Annotated in this window: 19 protein-coding genes; 14 read left to right on the top strand and 5 right to left on the bottom strand. The window is 56.1% G+C overall.

The window, feature by feature from the left end; genetic code table 11:
- From INT32_RS02865 to INT32_RS22065, 12 genes are read left to right on the top strand one after another with little or no spacing between them, the layout of a single operon-like run.
- Positions 1-1,257, top strand: a complete 1,257-nt coding sequence (locus tag INT32_RS02865; RefSeq protein WP_193087188.1) for an NADH-quinone oxidoreductase subunit D — start codon at positions 1-3, stop codon at positions 1,255-1,257.
- Positions 1,258-1,282: 25 nt separating this feature from the next.
- On the top strand, positions 1,283-1,777 hold the full coding sequence (gene nuoE / locus INT32_RS02860; RefSeq protein ID WP_014750296.1) for an NADH-quinone oxidoreductase subunit NuoE: 495 nt from the start codon (positions 1,283-1,285) through the stop codon (positions 1,775-1,777).
- On the top strand, positions 1,774-3,135 hold the full coding sequence (gene nuoF / locus INT32_RS02855) for an NADH-quinone oxidoreductase subunit NuoF (protein ID WP_193087187.1): 1,362 nt from the start codon (positions 1,774-1,776) through the stop codon (positions 3,133-3,135). Before nuoE ends, nuoF begins: the two co-directional genes overlap by 4 nt.
- An 8-nt stretch (positions 3,136-3,143) precedes the next feature.
- Positions 3,144-5,483, top strand: a complete 2,340-nt coding sequence (gene nuoG, locus INT32_RS02850; protein WP_193087186.1) for an NADH-quinone oxidoreductase subunit NuoG — start codon at positions 3,144-3,146, stop codon at positions 5,481-5,483.
- The gene (nuoH, locus tag INT32_RS02845) at positions 5,483-6,577 is read left to right on the top strand and encodes an NADH-quinone oxidoreductase subunit NuoH (RefSeq protein WP_193087185.1); all 1,095 of its coding nucleotides are present in this window, start codon (positions 5,483-5,485) and stop codon (positions 6,575-6,577) included. The genes nuoG and nuoH overlap by 1 nt, the downstream gene beginning before the upstream one ends.
- 12 nt (positions 6,578-6,589) lie before the next feature.
- Complete coding sequence (gene nuoI, locus INT32_RS02840; protein WP_193087184.1) at positions 6,590-7,078, top strand: NADH-quinone oxidoreductase subunit NuoI; 489 nt, start codon at positions 6,590-6,592, stop codon at positions 7,076-7,078.
- 20 nt (positions 7,079-7,098) lie between these two features.
- Positions 7,099-7,737, top strand: coding sequence for an NADH-quinone oxidoreductase subunit J (locus INT32_RS02835; protein ID WP_193087183.1), 639 nt, complete (start codon positions 7,099-7,101; stop codon positions 7,735-7,737).
- Complete coding sequence (gene nuoK / locus INT32_RS02830) at positions 7,734-8,060, top strand: NADH-quinone oxidoreductase subunit NuoK (protein ID WP_014750301.1); 327 nt, start codon at positions 7,734-7,736, stop codon at positions 8,058-8,060. The genes INT32_RS02835 and nuoK overlap by 4 nt, the downstream gene beginning before the upstream one ends.
- A 9-nt stretch (positions 8,061-8,069) precedes the next feature.
- The gene (gene nuoL, locus INT32_RS02825) at positions 8,070-10,094 is read left to right on the top strand and encodes an NADH-quinone oxidoreductase subunit L (RefSeq protein ID WP_193087182.1); all 2,025 of its coding nucleotides are present in this window, start codon (positions 8,070-8,072) and stop codon (positions 10,092-10,094) included.
- A 10-nt stretch (positions 10,095-10,104) separates the two neighbouring features.
- Positions 10,105-11,586, top strand: a complete 1,482-nt coding sequence (locus INT32_RS02820) for an NADH-quinone oxidoreductase subunit M (protein ID WP_193087181.1) — start codon at positions 10,105-10,107, stop codon at positions 11,584-11,586.
- A gap of 9 nt (positions 11,587-11,595) precedes the next feature.
- Positions 11,596-13,080: an NADH-quinone oxidoreductase subunit NuoN gene (gene nuoN, locus INT32_RS02815; RefSeq protein ID WP_193087260.1), complete on the top strand. Its 1,485-nt coding sequence runs from the start codon at positions 11,596-11,598 to the stop codon at positions 13,078-13,080.
- 14 nt (positions 13,081-13,094) lie between these two features.
- Complete coding sequence (locus INT32_RS22065) at positions 13,095-13,598, top strand: DUF2818 family protein (RefSeq protein ID WP_226816389.1); 504 nt, start codon at positions 13,095-13,097, stop codon at positions 13,596-13,598.
- A 286-nt stretch (positions 13,599-13,884) separates the two neighbouring features.
- On the opposite strand, the gene INT32_RS02805 is transcribed toward INT32_RS22065, so the two are convergent.
- From INT32_RS02805 to INT32_RS02795, 3 genes are all read right to left on the bottom strand, one after another.
- Positions 13,885-14,592 (bottom strand): 3'-5' exonuclease, encoded by a 708-nt coding sequence (locus tag INT32_RS02805; RefSeq protein ID WP_193087180.1) that lies wholly within the window; start codon positions 14,590-14,592, stop codon positions 13,885-13,887.
- 54 nt (positions 14,593-14,646) lie between these two features.
- Positions 14,647-16,533 (bottom strand): DUF294 nucleotidyltransferase-like domain-containing protein, encoded by a 1,887-nt coding sequence (locus INT32_RS02800; protein WP_193087179.1) that lies wholly within the window; start codon positions 16,531-16,533, stop codon positions 14,647-14,649.
- Between the two features lie 97 nt (positions 16,534-16,630).
- Positions 16,631-16,981 carry a VOC family protein gene (locus INT32_RS02795; RefSeq protein WP_193087178.1) on the bottom strand — a complete coding sequence of 117 codons (351 nt, stop codon included), beginning with the start codon at positions 16,979-16,981 and terminating at the stop codon, positions 16,631-16,633.
- Between the two features lie 646 nt (positions 16,982-17,627).
- Between INT32_RS02795 and INT32_RS02790 the strand changes: the two genes are divergently transcribed.
- On the top strand, positions 17,628-18,281 hold the full coding sequence (locus tag INT32_RS02790) for a glutathione S-transferase family protein (RefSeq protein WP_193087177.1): 654 nt from the start codon (positions 17,628-17,630) through the stop codon (positions 18,279-18,281).
- 357 nt (positions 18,282-18,638) lie between these two features.
- On the opposite strand, the gene serB is transcribed toward INT32_RS02790, so the two are convergent.
- Positions 18,639-19,511 carry a phosphoserine phosphatase SerB gene (gene serB / locus INT32_RS02785; RefSeq protein ID WP_193087176.1) on the bottom strand — a complete coding sequence of 291 codons (873 nt, stop codon included), beginning with the start codon at positions 19,509-19,511 and terminating at the stop codon, positions 18,639-18,641.
- Between the two features lie 27 nt (positions 19,512-19,538).
- A complete protein-coding gene (gene mfd / locus INT32_RS02780) occupies positions 19,539-22,976 on the bottom strand; it encodes a transcription-repair coupling factor (protein ID WP_370540153.1) in 3,438 nt (1,145 codons plus the stop codon).
- Positions 22,977-23,226: 250 nt separating this feature from the next.
- On the opposite strand from mfd, the gene INT32_RS02775 reads away from it, so the two are divergent.
- The gene (locus tag INT32_RS02775) at positions 23,227-23,964 is read left to right on the top strand and encodes a 2-C-methyl-D-erythritol 4-phosphate cytidylyltransferase (protein ID WP_193087175.1); all 738 of its coding nucleotides are present in this window, start codon (positions 23,227-23,229) and stop codon (positions 23,962-23,964) included.
- The last annotated feature ends 55 nt before the right edge of the window (positions 23,965-24,019 follow it).

The following is a 24,019-nucleotide window of genomic DNA, read 5'->3' as shown; positions in this document are numbered from 1 at the left end:
ATGGCAGAAATCAAGAACTACACGCTTAACTTCGGTCCCCAGCACCCAGCTGCGCACGGCGTGCTGCGTCTTATCCTGGAGTTGAGCGGCGAGGTCATCCAGCGCGCCGACCCCCATATCGGTCTGCTGCATCGTGCCACCGAAAAACTGGCCGAACATAAAACCTATCTGCAGGCTCTGCCTTACATGGATCGTCTCGATTACGTTTCCATGATGTGCAACGAGCATGCCTACGTCATGGCCATCGAAAAACTGCTGGGTATTGAAGTGCCGTTGCGCGCCCAATACATCCGCGTCATGTTCGATGAAATCACCCGCCTGCTGAACCACCTCATGAGTGTCGGTACGCACGGGCTCGACGTGGGCGCCATGGCCGCCATGCTTTATGCCTTCCGTGAACGTGAAGATCTCATGGATTGCTACGAGGCCGTCTCGGGTGCACGCATGCATGCTGCCTACTATCGCCCTGGTGGCGTGTATCGCGATCTGCCCGATAGCATGCCGCAGCACAAGATGGATTCAAAATATCGCAGCAAGCGCGAAATCAAGCAGTTCAATGAGAACCGTGACGGCTCGCTGCTCGATTTCATTGAAGCATTTACCGAGAGGTTTCCCAAATGCGTCGATGAGTATGAAACACTGCTCACCGATAATCGTATCTGGAAACAGCGTCTGGTCGGCATCGGGGTGGTTGATCCCGATCGCGCCATGGCCTTGGGCTTTACCGGTCCGATGCTGCGCGGCTCTGGCATAAGCTGGGACCTGCGTCGCATGCAGCCCTATGAAGTGTATGATCGCCTGGAATTTGACATTCCGATAGGAACCAATGGCGACTGCTATGACCGTTATCTGGTGCGGATTGCCGAGATGCGGGAAAGTAACCGCATTATTTCGCAATGCGTGCACTGGCTGCGCAACAATCCCGGTCCGGTTATCAATGATAACCACAAAATTACCCCGCCGAAGCGGACCAGCATGAAGTCCAATATGGAAGAGCTGATCCACCACTTCAAACTGTTTACCGAAGGTTTTCCGGTACCTGCAGGTGAAGTGTATTCTGCAGTCGAACATCCGAAAGGAGAGTTCGGTATTTACCTGGTGTCAGACGGCGCGAACAAACCGTATCGCCTGAAGATCCGTCCACCGGGCTTTGTACACCTGCAATCACTGGACGAAATGTCCCGCGGCCATATGCTGGCCGATGCTGTCACGATTATCGGCACTCAGGATATCGTGTTTGGTGAAATTGACCGCTGATCACAGCGGATTACTGGATTAAAAAATGTTGCTTTCTCAACAGGCGTATACAAGGATAGACAAAGAGCTGGCCAAATATCCGGCCGACCAGCGTCAGTCCGCCATTATGTCGGCCCTGCGCATCGCGCAGGTGGAAAAAGGCTGGGTATCGGCAGAAATCATTGCCGATGTGGCACGCTATATCGGCGTCGAGCCGATCGCGGTCCAGGAGGTTGCCACCTTTTACAACATGTTCAACACCAAGCCCGTGGGCCGGTTCAAGATCAGTGTCTGCACCAATCTGCCCTGTGCCTTGCGTGACGGAGAGAAAACCGCCGACTATCTGAAGCAGAAACTGGGTATCGAGCTGGGTGAAACCACAAGCGACGGCCTGTTCACCCTGCAGGAAGGCGAGTGCATGGGCGCTTGCGGCGATTCGCCCGTTCTTATTGTGAACAACCACCATATGTGTGTGCGTATGTCGACCGAAAAAATCGATGCCATGCTGGCCGAGCTTGCCCAACAGGGAGATGCCGCATGAGTGTGATTCTGAGCAAATATTCGCAGGGGCTCAATGCCAATCCTGCCGGTGACCTGAACGCTTCCATGGCGTTGCACGGGCGTCATATTCAGCCGCAGATTATGGCCGATCTCAATGGCGAGAACTGGCGTCTTGAAGATTATGTCAAGCGTGGCGGCTACGAAGCATTGCGCAAGATCCTGACGACCGGCATGACCCAGGAAGAGGTCATTGCCGAAGTCAAGGCCTCGGGGTTGCGTGGTCGCGGCGGTGCCGGATTTCCGACGGGTCTGAAGTGGAGCTTCATGCCCCGCAATTTCCCTGGACAGAAATATCTGGTCTGCAATTCCGACGAAGGCGAACCGGGAACGTTCAAGGATCGCGATATCCTGCGTTCCAATCCGCATATCGTCATCGAGGGCATGGCTATTGCCGCTTATGCCATGGGTATCACGGTGGGCTACAACTACATCCACGGTGAAATCTTCGAGGTGTACGAACGTTTTGAGCAAGCGCTCGAAGAAGCACGTGCTGCGGGCTTTCTCGGCGACAAGATCCTGGGTTCCGAATTTTCTTTCCAACTGCATGCCCACCATGGTTACGGTGCGTATATTTGCGGTGAGGAAACGGCATTGCTCGAGTCCCTTGAAGGCAAGAAAGGGCAACCGCGCTTCAAGCCGCCATTTCCGGCCAGCTTTGGCCTGTACGGCAAGCCTACGACCATCAACAATACCGAAACCTTTGCGGCGGTTCCCTGGATCATCCGCAACAGTGGCCAGCAATACCTGGACATCGGCCTGCCCAATAACGGCGGAACCAAACTGTTTTCCATTACCGGCGACGTTGAACGTCCAGGTAACTACGAGATTCCGCTGGGCACGCCTTTTTCCAAATTACTGGAGCTGGCCGGTGGCATGCGTGATGGACGCAAGCTAAAGGCGGTCATTCCGGGCGGCTCCAGTGCGCCCGTACTGCCAGCCGACATCATGATGAACACCACCATGGACTACGATGCCATCGCCAAGGCCGGCTCGATGCTGGGTTCCGGCGCGGTCATCGTCATGGACGAAACCCGCTGCATGGTCAAGTCATTGTTGCGCCTGTCGTATTTTTATTTTGAAGAAAGCTGCGGGCAGTGTACGCCTTGCCGGGAAGGAACCGGCTGGCTCTATCGCATGGTCAACCGCATTGAACACGGGCAGGGTCGCCAGGAAGATCTGGACCTGCTCGATACCATTGCAGGCAATATCATGGGCCGCACCATCTGTGCGCTGGGCGACGCGGCGGCAATGCCGGTCCGCGGGTTTTTGAAGCATTATCGCGATGAATTCGCATACCACATTGAGCATAAGCAATGTGTGGTTCCTCAATATCTGTAGGTCAAAGCATGGTTGAACTTACCATAGACGGAAAACCCGTATCAGTGCCCGAAGGCAGCATGGTTATGCATGCCGCCAGCGAACTGGGCCTGTACGTTCCGCATTTCTGTTATCACAAGAAGCTGTCCATTGCGGCCAACTGTCGTATGTGTCTGGTAGAAGTCGAAAAAGCGCCCAAGGCGCTGCCGGCATGTGCAACCCCTGTTACGCAGGGCATGATAGTACACACCTGCTCGGCCAAGGCGGTTGCTGCGCAGAAAAGCGTCATGGAATTTCTGCTGATCAACCATCCGCTCGATTGCCCAATCTGTGACCAGGGCGGCGAATGTCAGCTGCAGGATCTGGCCGTGGGCTACGGCAGTGACGAATCACGCTACCGTGAAGAAAAACGGGTGGTCTTTCACAAGGATGTTGGTCCGCTGGTGTCCGCCGAAGAGATGACCCGTTGTATTCACTGTACCCGGTGTGTCCGGTTCGGCCAGGAAGTGGCTGGCGTCATGGAATTGGGCATGCTCAATCGCGGCGAACATGCGGAAATCCAGACCTTTGTCGGCAATGCAATCGAATCCGAATTGTCCGGCAATATGATTGATCTGTGTCCGGTCGGTGCGCTTACCTCCAAGCCGTTTCGCTATACCGCACGTACCTGGGAGCTGGCGCGTCGCCGCTCGATCAGCGCACACGACAGTGTGGGCGCCAATCTGGTGGTGCAGGTCAAGGGTGATCGCGTGATGCGCGTGGTGCCGTTCGAAAACGAAGATATCAATGAATGCTGGATCAGCGACAAGGATCGCTGGTCCTACGAAGGCCTTAACGTTGAAGACCGTCTGCAAACGCCTATGATCAAGGGTGATGATGGCGTATGGCGCGAGGCTTCCTGGAGTGAAGCGCTGACGGCTGCTGCCCAGGTTCTGGAGCGGATCAATCAAACGCACGGCGATGGCCAGATCGGCGCACTTGCCACAGAGTACTCCACGGTCGAGGAACTGGCGTTGCTGGCTCGCCTGACGCGTGGCCTGGGTTCACAGCATATCGATTTTCGTCTGCGCCAGACCGATGCTGGCTTTGAGCATTCACTGCAAGGTTTCCCCTGGCTGGGCATGCCCATTGCCGAACTGAACACACTCGATCGCGTGCTGGTGATCGGTTCGGTGCTGCGCAAGGACCATCCGCTGTTTGCACAGCGCTTGCGTCAGGCTGCCAAACACGGCACCCAGATCGTTATTATCGACACGACAGGCGAGGATCCGCTGATCCCGACTGCAAAACGGATTACCGTCGCGCCGGATCAGTTGCTCAATTTTGTAGCCCAGGTGGCGGGTGCGGGTCATGCCGTAGATCCGGGTACGCAGCAGGCTGCACAACCGTCTGGCCGTCAGGATTTGACCGCTGCCGACATCGCGGGCATTCTGGCTGGCGGCAGCAAGTGCGCCGTGTTCCTGGGCAATATGGCTGTGGCTTCACCACAAGCCTCGCAACTGGCTGTCCAGGCACAGGCCATCGCCCAGCAGACCAATGGCACACTGGGCTTTCTGACATCGGGCGCCAACACGGTAGGGGGCTATCTTGCCGGCGCTGTGGCTACCGAAGACGGAATGAATGTGGTCAAGATGATGCAGAACCCGCTTAAGGCTTATCTGGTTCTGCACGCCGAGCCCGCACTGGACATGGATGATGGCGATAAGGCAGAAAAAATGCTGGCCGGTGCGTTCTCCATTGCACTGACCTCATATAAATCTGCCGCTGAAAATTGGGCACGCATCATGCTGCCGGTTGCGCCATTTACCGAAACCTCCGGGACTTTTGTGAACGCTGAAGGGCGTGCGCAAAGCTTCAAGGGGGTCGTTGCCGGTCTGGGGCATAGTCGTCCGGCCTGGAAAGTACTGAGGGTACTGGGCAACATTCTGAAGCTGGCTGACTTCGACGACGAGACATCAGAGTCTGTCCGTGACAGCGTGCTGCTCAATGGATTTACCGCAAAATTATCCAACCGGGTTACAGCGACTGCCACTGAATCGGCAGCAGCACCGGTTGCCGACGGCGCCCTGCAGCGTGTTGCCGATCTGCCGATCTATCGCACCGACGCCATTGTGCGTCGTGCCGAGGCGTTGCAACTGGCGCCAGCCAGCGCAGCACCGGTAGCCAGCCTGAATGCGACAATGCTTGCCCGCCTTGGCGTACAAAGCGGCGACACCGTCCGGGTTCGCGGCAGTAACGGAAACGATATCCGGATCCAGGTAAAGCAGGATGACCACCTGGCAGACAATACAGTTCGCATTGCCCAGGGCTTTGCACAAACTGCCGCACTTGGCAGTGCTTTCGGTAACGTAATCGTGGAGAAACTGTGATGGATATCTGGTCCTGGTTTACCGACGGCGTCAAGGCAGTGAATGTCTGGGGAACAGATCTGGTCGGCCCGGTGGCGTGGCTTGTAATCTGGACGCTGATCATGATCGTGGTCATTGCACTGCCCATCATTCTTTGCGTGGCATTCCTGACCTTGTGGGAACGTCGCATGATTGGCTATATGCACGTGCGTCGTGGTCCCAATCGCGTGGGCCCTGGTGGTATGTTGCAACCGTTTGCCGATGTGCTCAAGCTGCTGACCAAAGAGGTCATCGTGCCAGCAGAGGCGAACAAGGTGCTGTATTTCATCGCACCGGTACTTATTCTTATTCCCGCGCTGGCAGCTTGGGCGGTGGTCCCTTTCGGTCCGGAAGTGGTGCTGGCCAATATCAATGCGGGCCTGCTTTATGTCATGGCGATCACATCCGTTGGCGTCTATGGCGTAATCATCGCTGGCTGGGCATCCAATTCCAAGTACGCGTTTCTTGGAGCCATGCGCGCCTCGGCGCAGATGGTGTCCTATGAACTGGCCATGGGCTTTGTGCTGGTAACGGTTTTGCTGGTATCCGGCACGTTGAACATGAATGGCATTGTCGAAGGGCAGTTGCGAGGCTGGTTTGCTTCGCATGGCGTGAACTTTATGTCGTGGAACTGGCTGCCACTGTTTCCGTTGTTCGTCATTTATGTCATTTCTGCGGTAGCGGAAACCAATCGGCATCCGTTCGATGTGGTCGAAGGCGAGTCCGAGATCGTGGCCGGTCACATGGTGGAATATTCCGGCATGGGTTTCGCGCTGTTCTTTCTGGCTGAATACGCCAACATGATTCTGCTGTCTGCCATCGCTGCGGTGATGTTTCTGGGCGGCTGGTCTGCGCCGCTGGATATCGTACCCTTTACCTGGGTCCCAGGCTGGTTGTGGCTGGGCTTGAAAGCGTTTTTCGTAGTGTCGTTGTTTATCTGGTTCCGCGCTTCCTTCCCCCGCTACCGTTATGACCAAATCATGCGTCTGGGCTGGAAGGTATTCATTCCGCTCACAGGGGTCTGGCTGCTGGTGGTTGCGATCTGGATGCAGACGCCCTTTAATATCTGGAAATAGGCTGACAGAGACATGAGTGCAATTAAGGATTTTTTTGGCAGCCTGTTATTGACTGAATTGCTGAAAGGCATGAGTCTGACGGGCAAGTACTTCTTCAAACGCAAGATTACGTTGCAGTACCCTCACGAGAAGACGCCGGCTTCGCCACGTTTCCGTGGCTTGCATGCGCTGCGCCGCTATCCCAATGGGGAAGAGCGTTGCATTGCCTGTAAGTTGTGCGAAGCGGTGTGTCCGGCCCTGGCGATCACCATTGAGTCGGAAGAACGTGATGACGGTACCCGTCGCACCACGCGCTATGACGTTGATCTGACCAAGTGCATTTTCTGCGGCTTTTGCGAAGAAAGCTGCCCGGTCGATTCTATCGTCGAAACACATATCCACGAGTACCACGGTGAGAAGCGGGGCGACCTGTACTTCACCAAGGATATGCTGCTCGCCGTAGGGGACAAGTATGAATCCGAGATCGCTGCGCGCCGCGAAGCTGATGCCCGGTATCGATAAAGGCAAATGAGAAGATAACCATGTTTACAACTGTTCTCTTTTATATTCTGGCCGTTATCCTGATCATTGCAGGTGCGCGGGTCATTACTGCGACCAGCCCGGTAACGGCGGTGCTGCACCTGATTTTGACGTTTTTTACTGCGTCCATGCTTTGGATGCTGCTGGGCGCAGAATTTCTGGCACTGCTGCTGGTTCTGGTTTATGTTGGCGCCGTGATGGTGCTGTTCCTGTTTGTCGTCATGATGATCGACATTACGCCAGCCAATTTGCGTTCCGGCTTCAAAACCTATCTGCCGCTGGGACTTGTTGTCGGTGGCGTCATGGTCCTGGAAATTGCCTTTGTACTGGGCAATATGTATCTGGGTTCCGGTCCGTCCATCTCCATGCCGGCTGATTACGACAACACCCGCCAATTGGGTATCGCCTTGTATTCCCAGTATTCCTACGCGATCCAGATTGGTGCAATGACGCTGCTGGTGGGCATGATCGCCGCGATTGCACTTACCTTGCGCGAGCGCCGTAATCGCAAGTACGTGACTTCCGATCAGCAGTTGCGCGTAAAGGCGTCCGATCGCCTGAAAATGGTCAATATTCCATCGCAGAGTGAAGTGCCGACAACAGAAGCACAGGATGTGAAACCAGCAGGGGAAGGCAAATGACCATATCACTCGCTCATTATTTAATCCTTGGCGCAATTATGTTTGCCATGGGCGTCTTTGGTATTTTTCTGAACCGTCGCAATCTGATCAGTCTATTGATGTCGATCGAGCTTATGTTGCTGGCCGTCAATATCAATTTCGTTGCTTTCTCCAGCTGGATGCCGGGTGCCGATGGCATGCCCGATACAGCAGGACAGGTATTCGTGTTTTTCATCCTTACGGTGGCTGCTGCCGAGGCGGCTATCGGTCTGGCGATTCTTGTGATGCTGTTCCGTAAAATCAATTCAATCAATGTGGACGACATCGGTCGTTTGAAAGGGTAAGGATCCGGAATGAACAACTCCTTATCATCTTCACTGCTTCTGGTCATTGCGCTGGCTCCCTTGCTGGGCGCCATCCTTACCGGTTTTTTCGGGACCGGCTTTGTCGGTCGCTCGGTCAGCCGCCGCGCCTCCCACATGATCACGATCGTCCTGGTGGCTGTGTCGTTCTTTGGTTCGGCCTACGTGTTGTATCAGGTCGGCTTTAATGGCGCTTACTATAACGATACGGTCTATACGTGGAGCCTGATTGGTACCCGCGTCGCAGAGGTGGGCTTCCTGGTTGATGCGCTGACTGCGCTCATGATGGTCGTGGTCACTTCCGTATCGCTGATGGTTCACATCTATACCATCGGCTATATGTCCGATGATCCGGGCTATCAGCGCTTCTTCTCGTATATTTCGCTGTTCACCTTCTCCATGCTGATGCTGGTGATGGCCAACAACATGCTGCAGCTGTTCTTTGGCTGGGAAGCGGTGGGTCTGGTCTCTTATCTGCTGATTGGTTTCTGGTACACGCGGCCTACGGCGATTTTCGCCAACATGAAGGCGTTCCTGATCAACCGCGTGGGCGATTTCGGCTTTGTGTTGGGCATTGCGCTGCTGTTTGCCTATACCGGCTCACTGAACTACACCGATGTTTTTGCCCAGTCTGACAAACTGGCAGCTACCGCATTTCCGGGTACCGACTGGCATCTGATCACCGTTGCATGTATCTGCCTGTTTATCGGTGCCATGGGTAAATCGGCCCAGGTGCCGCTGCATGCCTGGCTGCCCGACTCCATGGAAGGCCCGACACCCATCTCTGCCCTGATTCACGCGGCAACGATGGTGACTGCTGGTATCTTCATGGTCGCGCGTTTCTCGCCCCTGTTCGAATTATCTCCCACAGCGCTTTCATTTGTGATTGTGATCGGCAGTATCGGTGCGCTGTTCCTGGGTATTCTGGGGATCATCCAGAACGACATCAAACGTGTGGTTGCCTATTCGACCCTGTCTCAGCTGGGTTATATGACGGTGGCGCTGGGTGCATCGGCTTATCCGATTGCCATTTTCCATCTGATGACACACGCTTTCTTCAAGGCGCTGCTGTTCCTTGGCGCCGGTTCCGTGATTATCGGCATGCACCATGATCAGGACATCCGTAATATGGGTGGCTTGCGCAAGTACATGCCGATTACCTGGATCACCTTCCTGATCGGTACCTTGTCATTGGTCGGTACGCCATTTTTTGCCGGTTTCTACTCCAAAGAACATATCATCGAGGCTGCCGGTGCAGCAACGGTATGGGGTAGCGGATTTGCCTACTGGGCAACGCTGATTGGCGTATTCGTAACGTCACTGTACTCTTTCCGCGTGTACTTCCTGGTGTTTCACGGCAAGCCGCGATTCAATACAGATGGTCATGCACATCATGCCGCAGATGATACACAAGGCCATGATGACCACCACCACGGCGGCACGCCACACGAGTCTCCATGGGTTGTGACACTGCCTCTGGTATTGCTGGCGATCCCGTCCATTGTGATTGGCGCCTGGGTGATTGATCCGCTGCTGTTCGGCGATTTCTTCAAGGGCGTAATTGCGGTTTCCGAAGTGCATCCGGCCATGCAGGAACTGGCGCATGAATTCCACGGCTGGGTCGCATATGGCCTGCATGCTTTCGTCACGGTGCCGTTCTGGCTGATGATCGCCGGACTGGTAGTTGCGTGGTACTGCTATCTGGTCAATCCGGCGCTGCCCGCACGCGTGTATCGCTCGCTGTCGGGCATCAACCGGATCCTGGAAAACAAATACTATGTAGACTGGGTCAACGAAAACATCTTTGCGCGTGGTGCCCGCGGTCTGGGCACGTTGTTCTGGAACGTCGGCGACAAGGGTGTGATCGATGGCGGACTGGTCTCGGGCAGTACGCGTCTGGTCGGGCTGGTGGCTGCCCTTAGCCGTCATCTGCAGTCTGGTTATATTTACCATTATGCATTTGCCATGATCGTTGGCGTAATTGCCTTCATTTCAATATTTGTGCTGGTACTTTAAGATGGGCGAAATGACTTCTACCTTACCCTGGCTGTCCCTGGCAATTTTTGTGCCGATCGTTGCCGGTATTCTGGTTCTGATCATGGGCAGCGATGAACGCGCCGATTTCACACGCAAGCTGGCACTTTTTGGCTCCGTGATCAGCTTTCTGGTCACCTTGCCGGTGTATTTCGGTTTTGACGGCTCGACGGCGCAAATGCAGTTTGTCGAAAAAACGCCCTGGATCGATGCCTTCTCTGCGACCTATCATCTGGGCGTGGACGGTATTTCAATGTGGCTTGTGCTGCTCACGTCCTTTATCACCGTGATTGTCGTACTGGCTGGCTGGGAAGTGATTACCAAGCGTGTTGCCCAGTACATGGCCGCGTTCCTGATTCTGTCTGGCCTGATGGTAGGGGTGTTTGCTGCGCTGGACGGCCTGTTGTTCTATATATTCTTCGAAGCCACACTGATTCCGATGTATATTATCATCGGCGTTTGGGGCGGCCCGAACCGTGTTTATGCAGCGTTCAAGTTCTTTCTGTATACGCTGCTTGGCTCATTGCTGACGCTGGTCGCTTTCATTTATCTGTATACGCAGACCGGGTCATTCGACATTCTGGTCTGGCAGCAGGCCAAGCTGGGCTACACACCGCAAATGCTGATCTTCTTTGCATTGCTGGCAGCCTTTGCCGTCAAGGTGCCCATGTGGCCGGTGCATACCTGGCTGCCGGATGCCCACGTGGAAGCGCCTACCGGTGGTTCTATCGTGCTGGCCGCGATTATGCTCAAGCTGGGCGCATACGGCTTCTTGCGTTTTTCTCTGCCCATTGCTCCGGACGCATCGCACAGCATGGCCGGCCTGATGATTGCGCTGTCACTGGTTGCTGTGATCTATATCGGCTTGGTGGCGATCGTTCAGGACGACATGAAAAAACTGGTGGCGTATTCATCGGTCGCCCACATGGGTTTTGTCACACTGGGCTTTTTCCTGTTCAATACGGCAGGGATGGAAGGCGCGATTATTCAGATGATTTCGCACGGTTTTGTTTCGGGCGCCATGTTCCTGTGTATCGGCATACTGTATGATCGCCTGCATACGCGTCGCATTGCTGACTACGGTGGTGTGATCAACACAATGCCCAAGTTTGTGACATTCTTTGTGTTGTTTTCGATGGCCAATAGCGGTCTGCCTGCGACCAGCGGATTCGTTGGTGAGTTCTATGTAATTCTGGGCGCAGTCGAGCATAACTTCTGGATCGGCCTGTTGACGGCAACCGCACTTATCCTGGGTGCATCGTACTCGTTGTGGATGGTCAAGCGCGTTGCCTATGGCGATATTACCAATGAAGCAGTAAAGCAGATGAAAGACGTCAATTGCCGCGAATATGCACTGCTGGCGATCCTGGCGATCTTCGTGCTGGTAATGGGTATCTATCCGAAACTGTTTACCGATGTGATGCACGTGTCCGTCCAGCAATTGCTGGATCACGTCGCCGTTTCTAAATTGTAAGACTGAGTCATCATGGAAAATCAATTTAATTTTGCACTTGCGGCGCCTGAAATCATTCTGGCGATTATGGCCATGGGCATTCTGGTTTACGATGCACTCAGTCATGAAGTCAGTCGCAAAACCACCTATGTTTTCTCTCTGTGTGCGCTGATCATTCTGACAGTGGTGTCGCTGATGCAGTGGAATAGCGGTATTGGCGGCACGACCTTTTATGGCATGTATGTTGCCGATCCGCTGGCGCACTTTCTGAAGATTGCGTCATATCTGGCGGTGCTGGTCACGCTGATCTACAGCCGCCAGTATGTGGTGGATCGTGACATGTCCAAGTCGGGAGAGCTGTATCCGCTGACGCTTTGCGCGCTGTTGGGGCAGATGGTGATGATTTCCGCCAGCAGCATGCTGACTATTTATCTGGGTCTGGAGCTGATGTCTCTGGCTCTGTACACGATGGTTGCGCTGCGCCGTGATTCATTGGTTGCCACTGAGTCGGCCATGAAGTACTTTGTGCTGGGTGCATTGGCTTCAGGCTTCATGCTTTACGGTATTTCAATGGTGTACGGTGCGACCGGTCACGTGGATCTGGCCGGGGTAATGCAGGTCATCCGCAGTGGACAGGCGGGTGAAATGACCCTGGTTCTGGGTACGGTCTTTATCGTTGCCGGTCTGGCATTCAAACTGGGTGCCGTGCCATTTCATATGTGGATTCCCGACGTATATCAAGGGGCGCCCACAGCTATTACGCTGACTATCGGCGCCGCACCGAAGCTGGCCGCGCTGGCCATCACGCTGCGTCTGCTGATCGAGGGGCTCAATGGTGTTGCCTTAAGCTGGCAGCCCATGCTGATCATTCTGGCGGTACTGTCGCTGGCCATTGGTAATTTGACGGCGATCATGCAGACCAACTTCAAGCGGATGCTGGCTTATTCCACCATATCGCACGTCGGCTTTGTGCTGCTGGGACTGCTCTCGGGCGTTGCCGCCAACGGCACGGTCATGAGTGGTGCCTATGCTTCGTCGCTCTTTTATATCGTGACTTATGTGCTGACCACTCTGGCCAGTTTCGGTTTGGTGCTGTTGATGAGCCGTCAGGGTTTTGAATGCGAAAACATCGACGATCTCAAGGGCCTGAATCAGCGCAGTCCGCTCATGGCCTTCGGCATGTTGTTGCTGATGTTCTCGCTGGCAGGTATTCCGCCACTGGTAGGCTTTCACGCTAAGCTGGTCGTCTTGCAGGCAGTGGTGTCCGCCGGACATGTGTGGTTGGCGATCTATGCAGTCCTGTGCTCGCTGATCGGTGCGTTCTATTATCTTCGCGTTGTCAAAGTGGTGTACTTTGACGAACCGGTGCAAGGCGTACCGGCGCCTGATACGGCCTGGTCATTCCGCAGCGGCGTGATGTCCGTCAATGGTCTGCTGATCATTGTGCTGGGTATCTTGCCGGGCGGCCTGATGACCCTGTGCGTGCAGGTCATTGACGCTTCACTTAAATTCTGACGGACTGATCCTTTATGTATCCTGCTGAGTCGATCTGGATTTTCATAGCGCTGGCTTTTGTGTTTGCCATCGCACCGTTTCTGACCGAAAGAGCCTTTGTCTTTACGCTATGGTCGCAAGCGGGTGAGGGGCAAAAGCCATTCTGGTTCTATCCGCTGCGAGCTTTGCTATCTTATGCGGCGCTTGGCGCCGGTTGCTGGCTGCTTGGCACACAGGCTGGAAATCTGCCCTATATGCTTGCCGGTGTGCTACTGCTGGGTCTGTCGCTCTATGTGCCCGGCACCGTGGTCACGCCACACGTGCCGGTCAAGCATGTCAGTACGCGCCTGCTGGAAGTACTGGTTGGCTATTTTGTTGTGGGCGCCATCGGCTTTGCCATCGAGGCCAACTACGCGAACCCTTCAGTAAAAAACTGGGAGTTCTACGCCATTGCGGCGTGTCTGTACGTGGTGCTGGCTTACCCGGGCTTTGTCTGGCGCCATCTGATGAAGCATCCCGGGCGACATAAAACGGCCTGAAGGCAAGCTGGCTAGCAGACCGGATCCTGGCAGTGCGCGCACTGGCCGGGATTTTTTTATGGATACCGGCAATGCGATGTATAGGCCTGCGTTTATGTCCCTGGCGATGCGATGCCTATATCTACGTGTAGGCATTTGGCGTTGCTTGTATGTTTTCTGTGACGTCGCCCTGCGGTGCATCACAGCGCCACACCGCTATACTGCCACACTTTATTCCACCGTACTACACCGCACTGCATAGCAATGCACGGAAGCGTAAGCGGCGATCAAGCGGTCCTTCGCCTGTCTACTGCCCGAGTATTTGTCGGTACTGCCGTTCTGCGGCGCCCAGGGTGTTGAGCGTGCGCCAGCCCTGTTGCTCGCATTTCTTGTTGATGCACAGAAACAGCTCGGCGGTAGCCAATGCATCGGCCACTGCGTTGTGACGCCGATGGTTGTGTATCTGGAACAGGCGCATCCAGTCGTCCAGCGTTCTGTGATTCAAGGCTTGCTCGCGCAACAGGGCAGGGGCCAGATAGGCCAGGTCTATCCATTGTCTTTTTTTAAGATCGGTTTGTAGCCACATTTTCAGGCTTTTTTCGAGCATGGTCTGGTCAAAGGCGACGTGGAAGGCCAACAGGGGATCGGAGCCGATGTATTCAAGAAACTGCATGAGGGCCTCGGCCGGCTCAATGCCGTTGCGTTGTTTGCCACCGGCAATGCCATGGATCAGAATATTGCTTTTGCTGCTGATCTGCTCTTGCCGCAGAACAATATCGAAGGCATCGTCCAGCATGATGCGCCCGCGCTCGATGGCAACCGCGCCAATCGCGATCAAGGTATCTTTTTTTAGATTCAGGCCACTGGTTTCCACGTCCAGCACAACGATTCTGCTGTCGTGAACCGCCTGGGCACCAACGGGTTGCGGCAGCGCGCACCACGCCTCGAAGCGCGCTTGCAGCGAGGCAGGACGTGGATGTGAATTGCGCGAATGGAAAAAACCCCGCAAACTCATGTCTGTTGCCTCTTGACGGCTAATCGGTACGTCCCTGATGGCTGTGGCAGCGTCTTATAGTGCATATTTGACCGCCAGCATGCTTTGCAGGGACTTGGCCAGCCGGAAGGCTTCACGCAGGATCCGATTATCCAGGGCATTCAGCGTGCCAGGATCGATCTGGTTGGTGTAGGGCTGATTTTTTGCGGCTGCCTGATGATGTAATTGCATTCGTAATAACTGGATGTACAGGAATGCTTCGGCGTAGGCGTCGGCCTGTTCCTGTCGCAGTCCGGTTTTCGGTCCTGCTTCTTTGAGGCGCAGCACCGTATTGGTGTGGCTGCTGCCCGTCTGCAGCGCCAGTATGCGTGCGGCGTCAACAAAGAGCACAGCCGCCTGAGTCTTCAGATCCACGGTGTTATCCTGGCTGGTCACGAAATCACGGAACAGACCCAGTGGTGGTTTGCGTGACAGCGCAGTCTGGGTCAGAAAGCGCAGGAACAGCGGGTGTTGTGTTAGCGTCTGATTCAACCATTGGCGCAGTGACGTGGCCAGTTGCTCATTGCCATCAAGCGCACGAAAATCAAAGAAGATGGTCGAATGCATGATTGCCTGAGGATCGGGGCTGCTGATCCAGGCGCTGAAGCGGGCTCGCCATTCTTCGGTGCTCAGGCACCATTGCGGGTTCGACGCCATGATATTGCCTTTGCACAAGGGAAAGCCGCAGGTATCCAGCGCCTGATTGACCTCTTTTGCAAACGCCAGCAGGATAGGACGCGCCGCTTGGGCTTGCTGCGCATCGTTGGCGCTAAAGAGAATGCCGTTGTCCTGATCGGTATAGAGCATCTGCTCCATGCGACCTTCGGAGCCCAGCGACAGCCAGCAATAATCCAGGGTCTGCACCTGCGGGTGCCGTTCGCGCATCAAGCGGGAAAGCTGGCTTAGCGTCAGATCGTTCAAGGCCGAAATAATCTGCGTAATCTGCTCTACGGCGATACCCTGAGCCATCATATTGTCGCCCAGCTTGCGGATATCTTCGCAGCAGGCGGCTACATCTTGAACCGATTGGGCTGCCTGCAGGCGCAGATTGATTTGCCGCAGGCTGATTCGCTGCAGCGAGAACAGGTCCTTTTCCGATACCATCCCGCGTAGCCTGCCAGTGTCGGCATCGGCAACCACGATATGCCTGAATCCGCGCTTGGCCATGATGAGCGCGGCTTCGGAGGCAGGTGCGTCCGGCGGCAGCGAAACAGGCGCAGCCGTCATATAGCTGGCAAAGGGTGCATCCAGATCGGCCTGCGGCAGCGCCACCCGGGTAAGCAGGTCCTGCAACGTGAAAATGCCGACGGCCTGCTTATTGTCGTCTACCGCGATGATGGAACCCACCTGCTGTTCCTTCATGTGTTGCAAGACGTCGTGCAGAGGCAGGCTGGACGAACAGGTCACAGGTTCTCTTCGGATCAGTTGCTGCAGGGGCATGGTCAGCGCCGGGTGTTCAGCGCTGCTGCGGCTGTATTGCGCCTGGATAATCTGTTTGGAGTATTCAAGAAGCAGGGCGGTGCGCTGTTCGCAATAATCCCGGAAAACGGGCGATTCTGCGCGCAGTTGGGCAAAGCCTGCAAGGCTCAGTTCATAGACAAAGGTATCGGTCGCCGCGACAAACTGACTGCCAGGGGATCGACTGGCCAGGATCGCGCCCAGGGGGAAGCATTCGCCTTCGTGCAATTCGAACGTATTGCGATACTGACGGGCTGAACTGGCCAGCTGTTCGGTCTGGACAATACCCTGTTTGACGATATAGAAGGTTTCAGGTGGTGGCGCGTTGGCCGGGATAATGGTCTCGCCCTTGGCGAAGTAATTGATGGTCAGTCGGCACGCCAGTGCTTCCAGTACGTGCCCCTGCATGTTCTGAAAGGGTGAGAAGCGTTTGAGATGCTCAACAATGGCCTGATTCAACTGCATGATGTGTCCCTGGCATTGGGTTGTCGTCTGTCGGGCAGTATGCGATCCCGTCATGGGCAAGGTTATTTCAGGGTTATTTTATACCTGCTTGCGTCATTCAGAGATGAACAAGAATATTGACCAGGCGGTCAAAGGGATCGCGCACGTAAAAGCGGCGCACCCCCCAGGGCTCGGTCACCGGCCCGTATTCGGGTGTAATGGCTGCCGCCTCGCAACGTTGCAGGGCCTCATCCAGATCGTCAACTTCAATGGATAGATCGGGTACCGGGGCCCCTGATCCGCCTTCACTGGCGATACTCAGTTGTGTTTGCATGGTCTGGCCCGAACCGTAAGTGGCCAACCAGCCATGGTCCATCAGCAGGTCCAGGCCCAGGACGTCCTGATAAAACGCTTTGGCGGCAGCGACATTGGGACTTTGGATATTGGCGACAATACGTTTGACTTTCATGGATCCGGTTCCCTCTCAGCGGGAGTGCGTTGGCCACGGCTTGACGGCGTTGGCGACAAAGGGCTTGTGTGTCGGGTATTTAACAGTCCTTGCGCTGACCTGCGGCCGGACAGATGGACTGCTGCCCCTGTGGCCCGGTATTGGTTAATGGGGTCGTTCTGGCAGCGCTTCACCGTTGATTTCAATGATTTTAACTGATCTGGACTCAAGCGCATACAGTGCATATTGCACATTGGCGCTGGTCGGTTTGCGTGGTTGGTTTAGGCATAGGTTGTGGTTTCGGTCAGGTTGGCCTGTATATGTCGCCTTTTGCGGTGCTGGCTGCCGGGTCAGCGTTGCTTTGTCAGACTGCAGACTGTCGCGGCTGTGCTCGCCTGCGTCGGTGAAACGGCCAGGGCGGCAATGGGCAAGCGCGCAGCAAGAGTGGCTGAAGTCATGGTCTTGACGCGCTACGGATCGATTGTTAATCTGTTTCGCATCGTGACACGCTGAAGTTCAAACTGAAATGCAGCCGTGCAGGCGGGGTGCGGCTGAAGCACAAACTGAAGTGTACTATTGAACCGGGAGGAGCAATGATCGTGGCACACGCTATCGTCGTCCAATACGCAAGGCCAGGGCGCAGGCGCCGCCTTGCCGCCGTAGTGCAATGACTCCCACCATCACTGCCTTTGCGCACTCTCCCGATGGCGGCAGGGGGCTGGCGCGTGATATGCGTGTGCGCTGGGCGCTTGAAGAAGCCGGGCAACCTTATTCTGTACGTTACCTGTCGTTTGCAGACTTGAAAGAGCCCGGGTATTATGCGCAGCATCCTTTCGGACAGATACCCAGTTATGAAGAAGGCGACCTGGTTCTGTTTGAGTCAGGCGCAATCGTGCTGCATATTGCCCAGCAGCATGCGCAACTGCTGCCGGAAGATCCCAATGCTCGGGCGCGTGGTATTGCCTGGATGTTTGCCGCGCTCAACTCCATCGAACCACCGATCTGGGAATGGACCATGGCCACTGTCCTGGAGTCCGACCAAAGCTGGTATGAGCAACGCCAGCATATTCTGCAGGAGCGGGTGCGGGCCCGGCTGGAACAATTCAGTCGCCGGCTTGGACAGGCTGATTGGATTGAAGACCAGTTCAGTGTCAGTGACCTGCTGGTGATAACGGTGCTGCGCATTTTGAAGGAATCGACCCTGTTGGCCGAATACCCGAACCTGTCCGCCTATGTGGCGCGAGGCGAGGCGCGACCTGCTTTCAAGCGGGCGTTCGCTGCGCAATTTGCTGCATTCACCGGGCAAGTGCCGGCCGATTAAAGCGTGCATGGTGTACTACACGCAGCGGTGCCGGTGGCCAAAAGGCGCGTGCCTGGCGGCTGTATGGCGTGCAGCGAGGGTTGATCAGCGTGTTGCCAAAGCGATTAGCCTTGGTGGCGCTAACAACGCCAACAACGCCAACAACGCCAACAACGCCAACAGCGCCAATGACGCTAACAGTGTAAGTAACGCAAGCAACGCGGCGCAGGCGCGCCCGATTCCGACCAGGCCCCCGTCCGCGCTCCGATCGATGCCCGGCCGGCAGTGAGGTGATATCTGCGACGTGATCTCAACGCCCTCATGTCAGCGACATGATATCAACCTCAATATCAGTACCTCGATACCAACGACCCCATATCAGCGGCGTTGTGCTGCCTGCACAGCGTCCTTGCTGTCAAACCAGTTCAGCACGGCATCCAGACCCGCGTAATTGATCTGAAATGCGGCTGCTTCCTGCAATACAGGTTTGGCGCGATAGGCCACAGAATAGGCAGCATGGGACAACATGTTCAGATCGTTTGAGCCATCGCCCATGGCAATGCACTGGGCCGGCGTGGCATTGAGCGACGCCGCCAGTGACTTGAGGTATGCGGCCTTGCGGTCACCGTCGACGATATCGCCCACGACCTGTCCGGTTAATTTGCCATTTTCCACTTGCAGAACGTTGGCGTGGGCACTAGCGAGGCCCAGGCGGGCTTGCAGTTTTTCCGTAAAGAAGGTAAAACCGCCAGAGACGACCATGACGTGGACACCGGCCGCCTGCATGGTGCGAATCAGTTTTTCGGCGCCCGTATTCAGTTGCAGGCGTTCATCGTAAACGCGCTGCAGATCAGCTTCGGCTACGCCCTTAAGAAGGGCAACGCGCCGGCGCAGGCTTTCACTGAAGTCCTTGATTTCGCCGCGCATGGCTGCCTCTGTGATGGCCGATACCTCTGCTTTTTTGCCTACCATGTCGGCAATTTCGTCAATGCATTCAATATTGATCAGGGTCGAGTCCATATCCATGGCCAACACTTTTATCTCATCCAGGGGGCGGATGGTCTGCAGTGCGGCCAGATCGACATGGCGGGTTTTGGCCCACTCCTGCAACTGGGGCAATGCCGTTTCATCAACGTCTTCCAGGCGCATGGCGCAGGCATTCAGTGGTGTAATGCGGTTGGCGCTGGCCAGCGCAGCGGCCTGTTCGATCAGATCATGGCGAATGCCGGGGGCTTGGAGTACGAGATGCATGTTAAGGAAAATCCGGATAAAAAAGAGTCAGGCCGCCAGCGTCTTGAGCAGCAGGCGAATGGTATCGATGCGGCGACTGATGTCGGGCATATTGTTCAGTTCAATACGTAATTTATCGGCCCCCGAAAAACGGATGTGCTTTTGTTTTTGCACCAGCTCAATCATTTTAAGTGGGTCGGCGCAGGTCTTGGGGCCAAAGACAAGCAGCGCCTGTTCATCGCTGATATCGACCTTGATGATGCCCAGCGCTTCAGCCAGGATGCGCAGACGGTGCGTTGCGATCAACATGCGCGCCGGGTCTGGCATTTTTCCAAAGCGGTCGGTGAGCTCTTCCTGGATGGCCAGCAAGTCATCTTCGGTCTTGGCGTGGGCCAGCTGCTTATACAGGGACAGGCGGGCATGGATGTCGGTACAGTAATCGGCCGGCAGCAGGGCAGACGTATGCAGTTTGACTTCGCAGACGGAATTGAACGGGGTCTCCAGATCCGGCTCTTCGCCGGCCTTGAGCGCACGCACGGCTTCGTTAAGCAGATCGCTGTACATCGTAAAGCCGATTTCGTTGATATTGCCCGATTGCGAGTCGCCCAATACTTCGCCCGTGCCCCGGATTTCCAGATCGTGCATGGACAGAAAGAAGCCCGAACCCAGTTCTTCCAGGGACTGAATGGCCTCCAGCCGCTTTTTGGCATTGCTGGTGATGGCGTCTTCGCCCGGCGTGAGCATATAGGCATAGGCCTGATGGTGCGAGCGGCCGACGCGCCCGCGCAGCTGATGCAGCTGCGCCAGGCCCAGCCGATCTGCTCGATGAATAATGATGGTATTGGCGCTGGGGACATCAATACCCGTTTCAATAATGGTGGTGCACAGCAGAATATTAAAGCGCTGCTGATAAAAGCCCTTCATGATTTCTTCGAGTTCACGTTCGGGCATCTGGCCATGGGCCACGGCAATGCGCGCTTCGGGCAGGAGCTCTTCCAGGCGCGCACGGCGGTTCTGAATGGTTTCCACTTCGTTGTGCAGGAAGTAAACCTGGCCGCCGCGTTTCAGTTCACGCAGGGCGGCTTCACGGATGGTGCCATTGTCTTCGCGGCGTACGAACGTTTTGATGGCCAGGCGCTTTTGCGGCGCAGTGGCAATTACGGAAAAGTCACGTATGCCTTCAAGGGACATGCCCAGTGTGCGCGGAATCGGCGTTGCGGTCAGCGTGAGAATGTCCACTTCGGCGCGCAACGCCTTGAGCGCCTCTTTCTGTCGCACGCCGAAGCGATGTTCTTCGTCAATGATGACCAGCCCCAGCCGCTTGAATTTGACTTCCTTGCCCAGCAGTTTATGCGTGCCGATGACAATGTCAACCGTACCGTCCTGCAGCCCGTCCAGCGACGCCTTAACTTCCTTGGTGCTGCGAAAGCGCGACAGTTCTGCCACGCGCACCGGCCAGTCGGCAAACCGGTCGGCGAAGGTCTGAGCATGTTGCTCGGCCAGCAGCGTGGTGGGGCACAGCAGTGCGACCTGCTTGCCATTGGCGACGCACAGAAAGGCCGCGCGCAGGGCGACTTCGGTCTTGCCGAAACCCACATCGCCGCATACCAGGCGATCCATCGGTTTGCCGGAGGTCATGTCGCCAATGACAGCATCAATGGCGGCCTGCTGGTCGACAGTTTCCTCAAATCCAAAGCCTTCGACAAAGGTCTGGTAGTCGGAAAAGGGCAGCTTGAAAGAAAAGCCTTCACGCGCTGCGCGCAGTGCATACAGGGCCAGCAGCTCGGCGGCTGCATCGCGGATTTGCTTGGCAGCCTTCTTGCGGGCCCGGTCCCATTGGCCGGATCCTAATTGATGCAGCGGCGCATGCTCAGGATCGGCGCCACTATAGCGGGAGATCACGTGCAGTTGCGAGACCGGAACGTATAGCGTGCTATTGCCTGAGTATTGCAGATGCAATAGTTCGATATCGCCTTCGCCCAGATCCATCGTGACCAGGCCATGGTAGCGCCCGATACCGTATTGCATATGAACGACCGGATCGCCCTCCCGCAACTCGGACAGGTCGCGCACCATGGCGTCAACGTTGCTGCTGCGTTCCTGTTTCTTGCGACGGCGCTGGGCGACCGATGCGGAACCGGGATACAGGTCGTTTTCGGTGACCAGGCACAGCTGTCGGTCGCGAATGATAAAACCGGTGTTCAGCGGCGCAATGGCAATGCCAAAATCAATATCGGAGGCGACAAAATCCTGGACGTTGTCAAAGGCTGCACTGGGCTCCAGCTGTTGTTCGCGCAGCAGTTGCAACAGCGTTTCACGGCGGCCGGCTGAATCGGCACAGAGCAGCAACCGCTGTTGGCCGCTCTTGAGCCAGGCGCGCAGGCGTGCAAAAGGATCATCGCTGCGTCTGAGCACGGCAATATCGGGGGCCGGCGCAAATTGTGCATTGGGGGAACTTTCGTCCAGGTGCAGTCGGGCGAAGGATTTCAGATGGACGAAAAACTGTTCTTCAGACAAAAACAGGAGCTCGGGCGCCAGCACGGGCCGTTCGCGATCGCTTTTGAGGAACCGGTAGCGACTTTGCGTGTCGTCGTGAAATTGCCGGATGGCCTCTTCGATCGTGCCGACGGTGACCGTGATGGTTTCGGGGCGCAGATAGTCAAACAGCGTTGCAGTATCGTCAAAGAACAGCGGTAGATAATACTCGATACCGGCAAAGGCAATGCCGTTGCCCATGTCTTTGTAGGGCATGGCGCGGGACGGATCGCCTTCGAACAGGTCGCGAAAGCGCGAGCGAAAATGATTGCGGGCGGTTTCGTCCATGGGAAACTCGCGGCCGGGCAGCAGTTCCACTTCATTGACCGGGTACAGGCTGCGCTGCGTGTCCATGTCAAAACTGCGAATGGATTCGATTTCGTCGTCAAACAGGTCAATGCGGTAGGGCAGCACTGAACCCATGGGAAACAAATCGATCAGCCCACCCCGGATACAGAATTCTCCGGGAGCGGCTACCTGCGAGACGTGTGCATAATTGGCCAGCATCAACTGGTCACGCAGGGCGGATTCGTCGAGTTTGTCACCCTTTTTGAATGAAAAGGAATAGGCTGCCAAAAATGCAGTGGGCGCCAGGCGATACAGGGCTGTTGTGACCGGCACCGCCAGAACGTCGACTTTGCCTTGCATGAGGGCCGACAGCGTTTTAAGCCTTTCTGAAATCAGATCCTGGTGTGGCGAAAAGCCATCGTAGGGTAGTGTCTCCCAGTCTGGAAACTGGCGTACCCGCAGCTTTGGGTCAAACAGCACAATTTCGTCATGCAGCCTTTGTGCCTGCAGGGGATCGGCGCAGAGCAGCACAAGCGGCCTGCCGGCGGCCCGGGCAAGTTCGGCCGACAGCCAGGCGTCACCCGAACCCGGCGGGCGTGGGTAGCTATAGCGTTGACCGGGTTTAAGCGTGGAAAGGAGCGGGGTGAGGGCAGTGTTTGACACAGAGGCGGAAGCAGGGAATCGAATCTGCTCATTTTATCAGATACCGGGGTGTCGCCGCCCGCCAGGACTGCAGTTCGCGGCGGGCGGGGCAATGGCCTGCTGCTGCTTGCCCCGGCCTGCGCTGACAGAAGCTGACCGGCGCTGCGCGAGCCACCGCATCGCCCGCTGCAATTTGGCTTGGCAGCGGGGCGGCGTGATATTATCTGATCTCTTGAATGATGCAATTGCCGCTTCAATGGCGGCGACCTCTATGACTGACAACATCTTTGCGATTATTCCCGCAGGCGGCGTGGGCAGTCGGGCCCTGACTGCCGGCCGGCAGATCCCCAAGCAGTATTGCACGATCAACGGCGTGGCGATGTTGCAACTGGCCGCCGATGCCCTGCGCGCAGACGCCCGGGTTGCTACTGTCCATATCGGGGTCACGGCTGAGGACACCTGGATTGATACACTGAACCTGGGCAGCAATGTCTACGTTCATCGCACTGCCGGCGCTACGCGGGCGCACACCGTAAGCAGCACGCTGCAGGCTGTTCTGGATGGTGACGATCGCGATGGCTGGGCGCTGGTGCACGATGCGGCAAGGCCGGGGTTACGGGCCGATACGCTCACGGCATTGATTGATACCTGCCTGAGTCAAAACAAGGGCGGGTTGCTGGCAGTGCCTGTGCCCGATACCGTCAAACGCGCAACCGTGGATGAACAACAGCAGGTGTGTGTGGCGCAGACCATTCCGCGTGAAGGCTTGTGGCTGGCGCAGACGCCGCAGCTTTTTCCTGCACGTGCCCTGCTGGACGCGCTGAATGCTGCGATCGACCAAGGGCTGGATATTACCGACGAAGCCTCGGCCATGGAAGCGGCGGGCATCCATCCCCTGCTGGTGCGTGGTTCGGCAGAAAATATGAAAGTGACCTGGCCTGCAGATTTTGCCATGGTGCAACGGTGGTTGGCATTCGCTGGAGCGGCGTCGGGGCAGGCGACAGGATAAAGTACGGTTGAACGGTTGATCTGCTACGCGGCATGGATGCCAAATGAAGTTAAAG

The sequence above is a fragment of the Advenella sp. FME57 genome (assembly GCF_014897675.1).
Taxonomy (GTDB): domain Bacteria; phylum Pseudomonadota; class Gammaproteobacteria; order Burkholderiales; family Burkholderiaceae_B; genus Advenella.
Note: the sequence above shows the minus strand (reverse complement) of the source record. Positions and strands in the feature narration are given on the sequence as shown.